Origin of the sequence: Hafnia alvei (assembly GCF_034424155.1) — a bacterium.
Taxonomy (GTDB): domain Bacteria; phylum Pseudomonadota; class Gammaproteobacteria; order Enterobacterales; family Enterobacteriaceae; genus Hafnia; species Hafnia alvei.
The window spans coordinates 1,763,111-1,777,429 of the sequence record NZ_CP139992.1 but is presented as its reverse complement, the minus strand read 5'-3'; the positions used below and the strand labels follow the sequence as shown (position 1 = coordinate 1,777,429).

Genomic DNA, 14,319 nt, shown 5'->3' with positions numbered 1-14,319 from the left:
CCGCCCACATATTTATAGGTAAACCCTGTTGGTGCGACCCGCAATGACAGGGGAAAGAGCAACGGTTTCTCAGGAGGTCATTATGATTACCAGCAAATTTGGCATCGGACAGCAGGTACGCCACAAACTGTTAGGCTCATTGGGCGTGGTGGTAGATATTGACCCTGAATATTCACTCGAAGTCGCACCCGACGCCGACGAGCTAGCCGCAAATGAACATTTGCGTCATATGCCGTGGTATCACGTTGTGATGGAGAATGATGATGGTGAAGCGGTGCATACCTATTTGGCTGAAGCGCAGCTTGATGGTGAAAACAGCGATGCCCATCCTGAACAGCCTTCTATGGATGATTTGGCCGAATCAATCCGCCACCAGTTGCAGGCACCACGGCTGAGAAACTAACGTTCTGAATTCTTTTCTTTAAAAAGCCCAGTGTTCTGGGCTTTTTTGTTTTTGCCTTACGCCTTTTCTAACCCTAAGCGCGGAATATCAATTTTAGGGCAGCGATCCATCACAACCTGTAATCCGGCCTCTGTCGCCAGCTGTTCAGCCTGTTCGTTGATAACCCCAAGCTGTAGCCACAGCACTTTAGCGTTTATAGCAATCGCCTCCTCCGCCACGCCATAGGCTGCGTCTGAATTCCGAAATACGTCAACCATATCAATTGGGTGTGGTATTTCAGCTAAGGTGGCATACACTTTTTGGCCTAGCAGGTTTTGCCCTGCCAATTTGGGACTGACGGGCGTAACCTGATAGCCTTGTTCTAACAGATACGCCATGACTTCATAACTTGCGCGATGTGGCTTATCGCTCGCACCGACTAACGCGATGTGCTTTACCTGTTGCAGAATAGATTTAATCTGTTGTTCGGTCATGCTGGCTCCATAAGTGGCAAATACAAAGAGTGGGCGAAACGAGTCATTCTTATCACTTTGCTTAGCCTAAGTGAGTCGTGGTTGTGGGTATATTTGATATTCATCGGCTAACATGTAAGTAAGTATGAATAACAAAATACTTTGACACACCATGCTGGCTACTGAACAATGTCCTTCGCACAGTCTATAGTTGAGGGTTTCATGAGATATCGCGTTTTACAGACAGGTGCGTTGCTATTTTTGCTCAGCCAGTCCGTTTTTGCTACTACCTTAAAGTTTAGCTCAGAAGTCGAACTTCTGGCCGTTGATGGTCAGCCGCTGCCGAGTGCCCTATTTAAAAGCGCCGATAGTCTGGAACTGAACGGCGGTGTTCATCAAATATTGTTCCGCGTGGAGAAAATGGTTCCCCCAGCGGGACAGCACCAACGGATGTTCACCTCGGTACCTTTAGTGGTGGTATTTGACGTTCGTGACTACACCTCAATCAGCATTAAAATTCCCAAGCTGCTTAACGAACATGACGTTCGCGCGTTTGAGAAAAGCCTCAGCTTCGATTTATTGAATAACCGTGGTAATCCGGTGGAATATAAATCCGATGTTTTGCACATCAGCCAGCCGCTATTAGCAAACTATGAACAGGCTATGCAGCGCTATAACCTCTCCGATGCCTCAGCCGCTCTGCCTGCGCTGGTTAAAAAAACACAAAAATGATGAATTAATCATCAGGCAGCTTCATTTTTTGCGTCTAGTCTGATTATGGTGAGCGAGCTTATTGTATTGTGTGTGAATTCATATGATTGGCTAAAGGTCTAGACATGGAACTCACCACCCGCACTATTGCTAAGAAAAAACATATCGCGCTTGTTGCCCACGACCACTGCAAACAAGCGCTGCTGAGCTGGGTGCAAGCAAACCGCGACCAGCTGGCACAACATCAGCTATCTGCTACCGGCACCACGGGTAATCTTATCCAACGCGCGACCGGCATTCCCGTCAACAGCATGCTGAGTGGCCCAATGGGTGGCGATCAGCAGGTGGGTTCTCTGATATCGGAAGGGAAAATCGACATGCTGATATTCTTCTGGGATCCTCTTAATGCGGTTCCACACGATCCCGACGTCAAAGCATTGCTGCGCTTGGCGACGGTTTGGAATATTCCCGTCGCGAATAACCGTTCTACGGCCGATTTCCTGATTAGCTCTCCGATGTTTAAAGACGAAGTCGAGATCGCGATCCCCGATTATCAGCGCTACTTAGCCGAGCGTTTGAAGTAAATCTGGAAAAAAGAGACAAAAATGGGGACTTAAGTCCCCATTTTTTATGGTTTGCGCTGTACCGCTGCGCCCAGCCGTTTGAGCTGGTCAACAAACACCGACGGCTTATCGACATCCTGCATCAGCCACACTTGATGGCGTGCTCGCGTTAGCGCGACATAAAGCAGCCTGCGTTCCTCAGCGTCTGGGAAGTCTTCGCTCTGTGGCAACAGAACCTGTTCAATGACGGATTCGCCCGTTGTCGCAGGGAAGCCATCTTTCCCCTCTTGTAAGCCTAAAATAATCACATAGTCAGCCTGCTGTCCTTTGCTGGCGTGAATAGTCGTGAATTCAATGTTGAGTTTAGGCCAACGCGTGGCGGCTTTATCTAAAACATCCGGTTTAAGGTAGCGGTAACGCGCCAGAATCAGGATGCGCTCTTCAGGTTTTACGTAGCCGCTGAGCTTGTTTAGCAAATCTTCCAGACGCTCCTGCGGCAGAATCGTCACCGCTTTCTTCGGCCCTTCAGACAAACTATTTAACGATTTGCGTAGTTGATGAGGATTTTGCTGGATAAAGCCGTTGGCTATTTCGCCGATACGGCGGTTAAAGCGATACGTGGTATCAAGCTCGCGCCGATCGCTGTCACCAAAATGCTGAGTAAACGCGGTGGTGAGCGTCAGTTCTGCGCCGCTGAAACGATAGATCGCCTGCCAATCATCTCCGACAGCAAACAGGTTCGTGCGTGAGTTTTGCTTACGTAGCGCTTCAAGCAGCCTTGCTCGCTGCGGTGAGATATCCTGAAACTCATCGACCAGAATGTGCTTCCACGGACTAATAAACCGCCCTTTATCCAATACGGCGATCGCCTGCTGTATCAGCCCAGGGAAATCTACTGCGCCTTCATCTTTTAGTGCCGTTTTCCAAGCTTTGAGCAACGGAGCCATCAGGCGAATGCGCTTTTGAAATAAATCACGAATCTCTTCCGGCGCATCTTCAATCATCTGGGCCTGCGAACCGCCATGCTCACGCATTAGCCCTACCCAACGTTCCAGTTTGGGGGCTAAGCGCATCGCGAGCTTTTTGTCTTGCCAGTAGTTTTCCTCATCAACCTGCCAATCCAGATCTTCGGTTAACCATTGGCGCCAGCCCTTCGCCTGCGCTTTTTTCGCTGCACACTCTTGCTGCCAGGTTTTCACCAACAGCTTTTGCCGAGCCTGAGCATCACCTTCGAGCTTACTGATATTGATCGTTTTCTTGCCGGTGTGATTGATAATTTGCAGCGCTAAAGCATGGAAGGTTTTGGCCTGAATATCTGCCGTATGCAAACGCTCTTTAATACGATCGTTCATCTCCTCTGCGGCCTTACGCCCAAATGCAAGCAGCAGGATCTGCTCTGGCGTGGCTTCTTTACGCAGCAATAGCCAACCTGCGCGCGCCACCAGCACGGATGTTTTACCGCTACCGGCACCGGCCAGCACCAGAACGCCGTTTTCACCGTTCACCACGGCCTGTGCTTGAGAAGAATTTAACGGCTGGCTTTCTACCTGTTCGAAGAACTCGGCGTGCTCTGACAGCATGCGCGTGGTCCATTGCTGATTGCGTTCATCAACCATTTTTAGACCGTAGTTCAGCCACTTAAGACAATAGCGATAGCGTTCTCGACAGCTATCAAACTCTTCAAGGCGCTGCTGCGGCAAAGGAATGGCTGCGAAACAGCCTTTAATCATGGTGCAAATATCTGTGAGTTCGCTGCGCTTGAGCCAACGATCTTGCTGATTAAGCTGTTCTAATTCGGTGACCTGTGCAGAAAGTACGTCGGCGCTGATTTGCGCCATTTCATCGCTCCACGCCTGCCAGCTTTGCTGTAGGTGGTGATAAAAGCGCTGCGTCTCTTGCCAGTCGGTGCCGTGCAAACGCACCACTTTGGCTTCAGGGAGTTCAAACTCTAATTCGCCCCACACAATGCCTCGTTTGCAATGAATGGCGACCAATTGGTTAAACGGAATAAGGTACTCATGGCGATCGCCGCTCACCTCAACGCCCGCATTCAACAGTCTGACACGGTTATAAGGATGCTGAGCCAGATGTTGGCCCATTTTGGTTGCTCTCAGTTCCATTGTTTCGCCACTGTATTTTCGTTCTTCAGTATCACTATAGTTTACCTGTGTTCCTGCAACATACCTAGAACCTGCGTTATGGCGCTTATCTTTATGAATTTTCCCTCTTTTACGCTGTGGATATAGCAGATGAATATCAGAGAAAGTCAAAACAGGGTAAACTGCGCGGTAAAATGCATATTGTTAATGTTGTTATTTAGGTAAAGATCTATGAGAACTGTACTTAATATTCTTAATTTTGTTCTGGGTGGTTTTTTCACGACTTTGGGATGGCTATTAGCGACCGCAGTCAGCGTTATTTTAATATTCACGCTGCCATTAACGCGCTCATGCTGGGAAATAACCAAGCTTTCTCTGCTGCCGTTTGGTAATGAAGCTGTTCATGTGGATGACTTATATCCAGACCGTAAAAACGCGCTGCTTTCTACCGGTGGAACCTTGCTGAATATTGTCTGGTTTATTCTCTTCGGCTGGTGGCTGTGCTTATCACATATTGCCGCGGGGATCGTGCAGTGCGTCACTATCATTGGCATTCCAGTTGGCATTGCCAACTTTAAAATTGCTGCTATTGCATTATGGCCAGTGGGTCGCCGTGTCGTACCCGTTGAAGTTGCGCAGCAGATGCGTATCGCCAATGCGAGTCGTCGTTTTAAATAAAGGGTCACAACGTGCTCTCTTTTGCACCAGGTTTAAGGCGCTATGCGTACAGCAGCGCCCTGCTTTATAACTTTCGTATTTTTATTGCGCTCGCGGGAGCGGCTGGCCTGCCGTGGTTCATCGGTGAGCCGCGGTTAACGATTCCGCTAACCCTCGGCGTGGTAGCTGCAGCCCTAGCCGATCTTGATGACCGTCTGGTTGGGCGACTGCGTAATTTAGCCATTACCCTAACCTGCTTTTTCATTGCATCCGCTTCGATTGAAATTCTATTCCCTTATCCGTGGTTCTTTGCCATCGGTTTGATGGCGTCCACCATCGGGTTTATTTTGCTGGGTGCGTTAGGGCAACGCTATGCAACTATCGCATTCGGCGCACTATTGATCGCTATTTACACCATGCTAGGTACCTCGATGTATCACATTTGGTATCAACAGCCGTTGCTCTTGGTGGTTGGTGCGGTGTGGTACAACGTCTTGACGCTGCTGGGTCATTTGATTTTCCCTATTCGACCGTTGCAAGAAGCTTTAGCGCGTAGCTATGGTCAGTTAGCCGTTTATCTCGATGCAAAATCCAATTTGTTCGATCCCGATCAGGAAGGGAATTTTAATCAACCGCTGATTGACGTGGCGATGGCTAACAGTAATTTGGTTACCACGCTGAATCAGACGAAAGCGTCTTTGCTCACGCGTTTAAAAGGCGACCGAGGCCAGCGCGGTACACGCCGTACCCTGCATTATTATTTTGTCGCACAAGATATTCACGAACGTGCCAGCTCTTCGCATTTTCAATACCAGCAACTGAGCGAGATGTTTCGCTATAGTGACGTTTTATTCCGCTTCCAGCGCCTCTTGATGCTACAAGCGCGCGCCTGTTCGCAGTTATCGCAATCCATCCTGCTTCAGCAGAAATACCAGCATGATTTACGCTTTGAACGAGTCTTTACCCATTTAGAAGCAACGCTGCAACGCATTGCTACGCAGCACGGCCATCAGCATATTTTAGTGAAGTCTCTGTTTAATCTGCTGCTGAATCTCAAAGCGATAGATGCTCAGCTAGCTAATATTGAATCTGAACAGTCTCTGGCTGCCGAACGTGAAGAGGAAAATACCCTGTCTGACGATCGCATCAGCGGTTGGAATGACATGAAACTTCGGATCAGCCGGCATCTCACTCCGCAATCCGCCCTCTTCCGCCACGCAGTCCGCATGTCGATAGTCTTAGGCGTGGGCTACGCATTTATTCAATTTACCGGTTTAAATCACGGCTATTGGATCCTGCTTACGAGCTTGTTCGTTTGTCAGCCTAACTACAACGCCACCAAGCGAAGATTGGCGCTGCGTATTATTGGTACACTGGCTGGGGTGTTGTTGGGATTACCGATCCTCTATTTTGTGCCATCACTCGACGGCCAAATGTTGCTGATCGTGATAAGCGGGGTGCTGTTCTTTGCATTTCGTAACGTGCAATACGCGCATGCCACCATGTTCATCACGCTGTTGGTATTATTGTGCTTTAACCTTTTAGGCGAAGGCTTTGAAGTCGCGGGGCCAAGAGTTTTCGACACGCTGGTGGGATGCGCTATTGCATGGGCAGCGGTCACGTTTATCTGGCCTGACTGGAAATTTCGCGCATTGCCTGCGGTGGTACAAAAGACGCTTAACGCCGATTGTCGCTATCTCGACGCCATTCTGGTGCAATACCATCAGGGCAAATCCAACGGTTTGGATTATCGAATCGCGCGACGTGACGCTCATAACTGCGATGCGGAGCTGGCATCTGTGATTTCAAACATGTCAGCAGAACCAAAAAATGATGCTCAGACGCAAGAGTCTGCTTTCCGTCTGCTGTGTCTAAACCATACGCTGCTTAGCTATATCTCAGCATTAGGTGCGCATCGGGAAAAATTGGATAACGGCGAAGTGCTGAGCATGCTGGATGATGCCGCGTGTTATATGGACGATGCTCTGAACTATGACGATAGCATTGCTGAACGTACCGAAGTGGCTATACAGGGTCTTAAGCAGCGTCTGGAAGCGTACGCATCTCCGTCTGATAATGCCGAACAGTTAGTTGTGCAGCAGATAAGTCTAATGATGGGCGTGCTGCCGGAACTGATGCAGCTCAAGCGTGAGCTTATTCCAGCCTAAACTTGCCCTAACCTCTCAATTTAGTACTAAGTAGCACTACGCTGATGGGAGCCTTATTTTGGCTCCCCGTTAGCGTGTAAACCACACTATTTTTTCTGCCACCGATAGGTATTTTGTTTCAACCATTCATCCAGTGTGGCCCGAACCTGATATGAGAGCGCCGCTTCATGGCATTTCCTGACTGCCCCCGCTAAATCGAAAAGCAAGCGGTTGTGCAGATTGGCATTCATTTTTTTAAGTCGGACAAATGCTTCTGTTTCCCCTATGCTAATCAGCTGCTCGGGACTCGTAATACCTATTTTCCCCAAGAGTCGCTCCATCATATTGTTGATATTGGGCAGCGATCTCAGGCCTGTACTTTCTGCCGCCCGCAATGATCTTTTAAGCATCACTGCCTGTTCCAGCGAGGCATTCGCGAGGTGCTGCAAAAAGGCAGGGGCATCCCACATGCTATGCTCAACGCGGTAATAACTTAAACGTACCGGTATTCCTCGTTTAGTATAAATGAACGCTTTCATACCATAAGTCAGAAAACGAGATTTCAGCTCATCATGCGCTCGTAGGTATAGCTCCCCATCGGAGACAACGCCAAACATGGTTTTGTCTAGCCATACACCAAAACCTCCAAACTGCGAGCGCAAAGTCACCGCACCGAGCGAAGAAAAAACGTCACACGCAACGGCAGCTCTTTCAGTTAACAATCCTTTCATATGTAACTCCCTTGATATGCATTCACAATACTAATAGTTACTTTATTGAGTAATAACAGTGAATTAAGAACATAACGAATTACCGAAAAGCATCCAAACTGAAAGTTAGCTTTAGCTCGTTTTCATCGCAGATTTGCGAAGAGCATTGTAAAAAATAGGTTGATCTCTGCCGATCACCCATGTACTGTACATTCATACAGTACACACAGCGAGAACATATCATGCGCACACAGTCACTGCATCACTACACCGAACGCTCATCATTTTTAAGCCCGTCAGCGCATCATGAAACTGAAGAGCAAGGGAATGCCTATGCTGGCGTCATCAGTGAATTGGTCTATAGCGAACATCAGCCTATGTTGTCTCTCCTTTTGCTTCCGTTACTGCGTCAGCTCGGTAAGCAGTCTCGCTGGTTACTCTGGTTGAATCCGCAACATAGACTGAGTAAACAATGGCTGGCTGATTCAGGTTTGCCCGCAAGTAAGGTTATGCAGCTCAATCAGATTGAGCCTGTAGATTCTATTTATGCGATGGAGTGCGCACTACGTAGCGGTAACTATAGTGTTGTATTGGGCTGGCTGCCGCCGTTAACTCAAAATGAACGCGCAAGATTAAGAAAAGCGGCGCAGGAGGGAGAGTGTTTTGGACTGGTTATGCAACCCGATCTGAACTCGGAACCAGACCAAGGACAACGAAATTTGCTAAAAATTCAGTCCAAATTGTTTCATTAAGTAAATTTAAGAGAAATCTTATTAGCACTATTTTTTCACTGCTAATTATTTAATTTTATAGCAGAAACCCGCATTGCGCCTGCATTACTGCTCTTTTTTGTGAAAAAAACGACGTTTATTTTTTGAACAAAACGTTAAACGAAGTGTACACATTAATGGTTTTTTTGTTGAGCTATATCACATCGTACTTGTAAGTTTCTAATCTCGTTGTAGACTTGTTATCGCGAAGGTTGCTCTATAACGCCGAGAAAATTGGCACAGTATTTAATCGAGCGAAAACCTAGCAAAGGATTTTAACCAAGGGCTAATTGTAGCAATCTAGCTCTTTGGCCTATTTGGATGATAACGAGGCGCAAAATGAAAAAGACAGCTATCGCATTAGCAGTGGCACTCGCTGGTTTCGCTACCGTAGCGCAAGCAGCACCTAAAGATGATACTTGGTATGTTGGTGGTAAACTGGGCTGGTCCCACTACTACGACAACAGCATCAACCATTTCGGTAGCACCAACGTTCGTCCTGACCAGTTAGGCGGCGGTGCGTTCTTCGGTTACCAAGCAAACCCATACCTGGGCTTTGAAATGGGCTACGACTGGTTAGGTCGTATGGAATACCGTGGCAACAACAACGGTGCTTTCAAATCTCAAGGCGTTCAGCTGGCTGCTAAACTGAGCTACCCAATTGCTGACGATCTGGACATCTATACTCGTCTGGGTGGTATGGTATGGCGCGCTGACGGTTCTGCAAACTCTGAAACTCGCGGCCGTTACATCGACAGCCACGACACCGGTGTTTCTCCACTGGCTGCAATCGGTGTTGAATACGCACTGAACAAAGACTGGGCTACCCGTCTTGACTATCAGTTCGTAAGCAACATTGGCGATGCTAACGAAACTGCTGCACGTCCAGACAACACCCTGCTGAGCGTAGGTGTTACCTACCGTTTCGGTCAGGATGAAGCTGCTCCAGTTGTTGCTCCAGCACCAGCTCCAGCTCCAGTTGTTGAAACCAAGCGTTTCACTTTGAAGTCTGACGTTCTGTTCAACTTCAACAAAGCAACTCTGAAACCACAAGGCCAGCAGGCTCTGGATCAGATGTATTCTCAGCTGAGCAACTTGGATCCTAAAGACGGTTCTGTTGTTGTTCTGGGTTACACCGACCGTATCGGTTCTGAACAATACAACCAGAAACTGTCTGAACAGCGCGCACAGAGCGTTGTAGATTACCTGGTATCTAAAGGTATCCCTGCAGACAAAATCTCTGCACGTGGCATGGGCAAAGCTGACCCAGTTACTGGTTCTACCTGTGACAACGTTAAAGCTCGCGCAGCTCTGATCGACTGCCTGGCTCCAGACCGTCGCGTAGAAATCGAAGTTAAAGGCATCAAAGACGTAGTTACTCAGCCACAGGCTTAAGTTAACTCGTTGGTCCTTTAATCAAAAAGCCTCGCATTGCGAGGCTTTTTTTATACATTGTACTTAGCGGTCATTGTACTTAGCGTTCATTGAAGGCAGTGCTTGGGGTAACCACGCTGTTATTCCGAGGGCTTCCCTAAAAATGACTGTAAATCTTTCTTCAATGAAGACATCTGGTTTGCATACTGTTCTTTGCGTTCAGCATCTTCAATCAGCTGCACGATAGTTTCAGATAGCGTATTCCCGCGCCGATGAGCAAGCCCGGCCAAACGTTGCCAAACCAAATACTCTAAATCGATCGATTTCTTACGCGTATGCATGTGCTCAGCGTTGAAATGCCGCTTTCGCCGTGCACGAATGGTTTGTTTCATCTTGTTTTGCAGATCGGGATTCATGTGCTCCCTGATCCACTCGTGAACATTAACAGGCTCACTCTCAAGCTTTAGCAGCTGATCAACAGCCTGCTGGGCCATACTCGTTTCTAGATAACGGGTGATCGCTTCGCCTTCTCGGTGTTTCTTCACCAAGTATTTCCACTTCCACCCACTTTCCAGATTTTCAAGCTGTTGGTATTTCATTGAGATATCTGCCAGTGACACGGTAACTTCCCATAAGAATAACAACTTTTTTCAGTTTTGCAGATATTTCATGTTTTATTATTGATTGTTTTTTATCCAGCTCGGTATCGAAATCACTTCCTTTTGACTCTTCTGCCGTTGTTTCCTGTGCAGGGCGGTGGAATCTTGTATAATTGCGGTTTTCCTACTGACAATAAAATTGACGACTTTGAGCAATTATCGACTCGACTGGCAATCGCTACTGCCCGATACGACACCTTATCAGTCTGTTTTCTCTGCGGCGGCACAACAGCCTGCGCTGACGTTCTCAGAATATCAGCCTCGCTTGGAAAACAGCTTGGCCCATTTCTGTCATCCGCAATCACCTTCACCTTTTATGATCTTGAAGGCAGAGGAGACCTATGAGTATTTGGCAATCCTGCATCGTGCGACCGGAGAGTTATTACCGGAGCTCACCTTGCGAGGCAGCCAATATCACATCGATGGTATGCACGTCAGCATCATGCCGGCTGATAATCCTCAGGCGAATTTTGCAGCAACCACAACGTCACTTTTTGCCGACTGGTATGAAGGTGAGCAATTGTTTGGCACTGTTCGTCAGTCCAATGGAAAAATCACCCTTGAACCCGGCATGGTCCACAAAGCAAACGGCGGTGTGTTAATCCTGTCGTTGCGTACGATGCTTGCACAGCCGCTTCTTTGGCTGCGATTGAAACAAATTGTGCTTGGCAGAAAATTCAAATGGTTCTCACCGGATGATAATAAACCGCTGCCGGTTCACATTCCGGATATGCCGATCGATTTAAAGGTCATTCTGGTTAGCGATCGTGAAGGATTAGCTGATTTTCAGGATATGGAACCTGATTTATGCTTCAACTCAATTTATGGTGAGTTTGAAGCTGACATGTCATTGGTCGATACCGAGGACATGCAGCGTTGGTGCTCACTGGTGACAACCATTGCTAATGAATACCAGCTTCCACCGATTGCAGAGGATGCATGGCCAATCCTCGTCCATACGGCCATCAGAGCTATTGGCGACCAAGGTACGTTGCCACTAAGCCCAACGCTCATCGCACGCACGCTGCGTGAAGCAGCGCTGCATAGCAATGAGGTTATTGATGCCCAAGCTCTCAATGAAACGCTCGCCTCTCGCCGCTGGCGTGAGGGCTATCTTGCCGAACGTATGCATGATGAAATTGAGCTAGGCCAAATTCTGATAGAAACCGAAGGTGAGGTCATTGGTCAAATCAACGGCCTGTCGGTATTAGAGTATCCTGGACACCCGCTGATGTTTGGCGAGCCGTCACGTATTACCTGCGCTGTACATCTGGGCGACGGCGAATTTACTGACGTCGAACGCAAAGCGGAATTGGGCGGTAATCTGCATGCCAAGGGCATGATGATTATGCAAGCCTTCCTGATCTCTGAATTAGATTTAGAACAGCAACTTCCCTTCTCTGCCTCAATTGTTTTTGAGCAATCTTATGGTGAAGTTGATGGCGACAGCGCTTCACTGGCTGAGCTATGTGCACTGGTCAGCGCGCTTTCTCTTGCACCAATCAATCAACAGATCGCAGTCACCGGCTCTGTAGACCAATTTGGACATGTACAGCCTATTGGCGGCGTTAACGAGAAGATTGAAGGCTTCTTTGAAGCCTGCCAGCGTCGTGGCTTAACGGGCTCTCAGGGCGTGATTATCCCGGCAACCAACGCTCGTCATTTATGCCTAAGTACAGAAGTTATCGACGCGGTTAAAGCTGGAACGTTCCACCTTTGGGCCGTGGAAAATGCGGAAGATGCACTGCCAATTCTGACCGGCGTAGTATACCGTAGTGAGACTGGGCCTAGCCTTATCGGAGCAATTCAAGATCGAATTGCGGCTATCAGTCCAATGGATAAACGTCAGTTGCCTTGGCCATTACGCTGGCTAAACTGGTTCAACCATGGCTGATCGGACTTGTTCAGCGTACACGTGTTAGCTAACATGCACCCTTCATTAAAATAAGGCTTACAAGAATTATGGTAGATAAACGCGAATCTTATACTAAAGAAGACCTTGAAGCGTCTGGACGCGGTGAACTGTTCGGTGCTGGTGGACCACCACTGCCGTCAGGCAACATGCTAATGATGGATCGTGTCGTGAAAATGACCGAAGACGGCGGTAACTACAACAAAGGCTATGTAGAAGCTGAGCTGGATATCAATCCTGACCTATGGTTCTTTGGTTGCCATTTCGTTGGCGATCCCGTGATGCCAGGATGTTTAGGCTTAGATGCTATGTGGCAGCTGGTCGGCTTCTACCTTGGCTGGTTAGGCGGCGAAGGCAAAGGGCGCGCACTGGGCGTTGGTGAAGTGAAATTCACCGGACAAGTTCTACCTACTGCAAAAAAAGTCACCTACCGTATTCATTTTAAACGCGTCATCAACCGTCGTTTAATCATGGGTATGGCTGATGGTGAAGTATTAGTTGATGGTCAGGTGATTTATAACGCATCTGATCTGAAAGTGGGCTTATTCAAAGATACCAGCGCATTCTAATGCATTAGGGTCTGTGGCTATTGCCATTTACGAATAAAAAAGCGCAGCTTCTTCTTGCTGCGCTTTTTCTTTTCTAAACAACCGACATTCCGTTATCTAACGATGAACGACGGTATTATTCGTAATCAGAACTTCTTTAACTTTATTAATGAGATCTAATAACGCCTTATCTTGCTGTGCCTTTTTACTATAAGACATATAGATTTCATAAGTCCCTAGATCAACCTCGCAATCTAGACGCTTAAGATTATATATATCTTTAAATTTCTCATACATTGACTCAGGGAAAAATCCGACGTCATTCGTTTTTTCAATCACGGCTAGAGCTGTAATTAAAGATGGTGATGCAAAAGACACCGTTCTTTTACTCCCTAAAAGCGTATCTATTTTTGTTCTAAACTCATTAATTTTTTTTCTATTTTTAGTAATTGTTGTGTAACGCTCATCCCTTATGCAGTCAGTTGCCACTTCACCACTCATTCTCGGGTGATTTTTACCACAAACCATTACAATTTCCTCACTATAAATCAGCTCGGATTCAATAGCCGAGTTATAGATTGGAACAATATCAAAAATAATGTCTGCTTTATGGTATAGCAGCGCATGCTCTACTTCGATAGGATCTTCAGGTAACAAATTATGAGCAATTCGGCACTTAATCTTCGCTGATGACATAAGGTGACTACAGACATCTGGTATCAATAATTGAGCCAGATGAGGGTCACTCCAAATCACCAGATTTCGGATACTATCTCCCTTATCAGCAAAAATATCAATAATGCCGTTTAAGCTTCCCTTTATGTTTTCATGCATGCTATCAGCAAAAACCGTTGCTGATATCCCCTTTCCATCTCTTATAAACAGAGGATCTGGGAAATACTGTCTGAGTCTTTGAATGCTCTGACTTACCGCTGGAGATGTCATACCTAAAATATCAGCCGCTTTACTCACGCTTTTATAAAAATAAACAGCCTCGAAAACCGTTAATAAATTTAGGTCAAATTTCCTTAATGATTTTAAACTATCCTGATGTTCAAACATCCCAATAACTCCAAATAGCAAGCTCCATTTTTGGCGTCATACCATTCATTAAATTAATAACAATTTAAAATATGACAAAACCAAATTATTCGTCCATGGAATGAATTCACAATCCTATAATAATTCATTCAATAATACATTATCTGATAGGTTATAAAAAATAAAGCCTAATTTAACTTAGGATTAAAAATATAAGGAATTTATTTATACATATAAAATTTAAATAAATTTCGTATATATTCATAAGTCAGT

At 46.7% G+C, this 14,319-nt stretch carries 14 protein-coding genes; 9 read left to right on the top strand and 5 right to left on the bottom strand.

Going from position 1 to position 14,319, the window contains the following annotated elements; translation table 11 throughout:
- Positions 1-82 precede the first annotated feature (82 nt).
- Positions 83-403, top strand: coding sequence for a heat shock protein HspQ (hspQ, locus tag U0008_RS08325; protein ID WP_025801019.1), 321 nt, complete (start codon positions 83-85; stop codon positions 401-403).
- Between the two features lie 56 nt (positions 404-459).
- Here the strand turns inward: hspQ and U0008_RS08320 are convergent, their stop codons facing one another.
- On the bottom strand, positions 460-876 hold the full coding sequence (locus U0008_RS08320; RefSeq protein WP_025801018.1) for a CoA-binding protein: 417 nt from the start codon (positions 874-876) through the stop codon (positions 460-462).
- Between the two features lie 201 nt (positions 877-1,077).
- Between U0008_RS08320 and U0008_RS08315 the strand changes: the two genes are divergently transcribed.
- Entirely contained in the window at positions 1,078-1,587 is a 510-nt protein-coding gene (locus U0008_RS08315) for a YccT family protein (protein WP_040045936.1), read from the top strand.
- 104 nt (positions 1,588-1,691) lie between these two features.
- Positions 1,692-2,150, top strand: coding sequence for a methylglyoxal synthase (locus U0008_RS08310; protein ID WP_043492573.1), 459 nt, complete (start codon positions 1,692-1,694; stop codon positions 2,148-2,150).
- A 44-nt stretch (positions 2,151-2,194) separates the two neighbouring features.
- Here the strand turns inward: U0008_RS08310 and helD are convergent, their stop codons facing one another.
- On the bottom strand, positions 2,195-4,249 hold the full coding sequence (gene helD / locus U0008_RS08305; RefSeq protein WP_043492571.1) for a DNA helicase IV: 2,055 nt from the start codon (positions 4,247-4,249) through the stop codon (positions 2,195-2,197).
- Positions 4,250-4,459: 210 nt separating this feature from the next.
- Here helD and U0008_RS08300 point away from each other — a divergent pair, with 210 nt between their 5' ends.
- Positions 4,460-4,906, top strand: a complete 447-nt coding sequence (locus U0008_RS08300) for a YccF domain-containing protein (RefSeq protein ID WP_025801014.1) — start codon at positions 4,460-4,462, stop codon at positions 4,904-4,906.
- An 11-nt stretch (positions 4,907-4,917) separates the two neighbouring features.
- Complete coding sequence (gene yccS / locus U0008_RS08295; RefSeq protein WP_043492569.1) at positions 4,918-7,053, top strand: YccS family putative transporter; 2,136 nt, start codon at positions 4,918-4,920, stop codon at positions 7,051-7,053.
- An 86-nt stretch (positions 7,054-7,139) separates the two neighbouring features.
- On the opposite strand, the gene U0008_RS08290 is transcribed toward yccS, so the two are convergent.
- Entirely contained in the window at positions 7,140-7,763 is a 624-nt protein-coding gene (locus U0008_RS08290; protein WP_043492567.1) for a TfoX/Sxy family protein, read from the bottom strand.
- A gap of 221 nt (positions 7,764-7,984) precedes the next feature.
- On the opposite strand from U0008_RS08290, the gene sulA reads away from it, so the two are divergent.
- Both sulA and ompA read left to right on the top strand, forming a co-directional pair.
- Positions 7,985-8,494 carry an SOS-induced cell division inhibitor SulA gene (sulA, locus tag U0008_RS08285; protein ID WP_025801011.1) on the top strand — a complete coding sequence of 170 codons (510 nt, stop codon included), beginning with the start codon at positions 7,985-7,987 and terminating at the stop codon, positions 8,492-8,494.
- Between the two features lie 357 nt (positions 8,495-8,851).
- A complete protein-coding gene (gene ompA, locus U0008_RS08280; protein WP_025801010.1) occupies positions 8,852-9,907 on the top strand; it encodes a porin OmpA in 1,056 nt (351 codons plus the stop codon).
- 119 nt (positions 9,908-10,026) lie between these two features.
- On the opposite strand, the gene matP is transcribed toward ompA, so the two are convergent.
- Positions 10,027-10,485: a macrodomain Ter protein MatP gene (matP, locus tag U0008_RS08275; RefSeq protein WP_025801009.1), complete on the bottom strand. Its 459-nt coding sequence runs from the start codon at positions 10,483-10,485 to the stop codon at positions 10,027-10,029.
- A gap of 208 nt (positions 10,486-10,693) precedes the next feature.
- On the opposite strand from matP, the gene U0008_RS08270 reads away from it, so the two are divergent.
- Together U0008_RS08270 and fabA are read left to right on the top strand one after the other, a co-directional pair.
- The gene (locus U0008_RS08270) at positions 10,694-12,439 is read left to right on the top strand and encodes an AAA family ATPase (protein WP_172863863.1); all 1,746 of its coding nucleotides are present in this window, start codon (positions 10,694-10,696) and stop codon (positions 12,437-12,439) included.
- 68 nt (positions 12,440-12,507) lie between these two features.
- Positions 12,508-13,026: a bifunctional 3-hydroxydecanoyl-ACP dehydratase/trans-2-decenoyl-ACP isomerase gene (fabA, locus tag U0008_RS08265; protein ID WP_025801007.1), complete on the top strand. Its 519-nt coding sequence runs from the start codon at positions 12,508-12,510 to the stop codon at positions 13,024-13,026.
- 96 nt (positions 13,027-13,122) lie between these two features.
- On the opposite strand, the gene U0008_RS08260 is transcribed toward fabA, so the two are convergent.
- On the bottom strand, positions 13,123-14,067 hold the full coding sequence (locus U0008_RS08260) for a LysR family transcriptional regulator (protein WP_043492564.1): 945 nt from the start codon (positions 14,065-14,067) through the stop codon (positions 13,123-13,125).
- Positions 14,068-14,319: the final 252 nt, after the last annotated feature.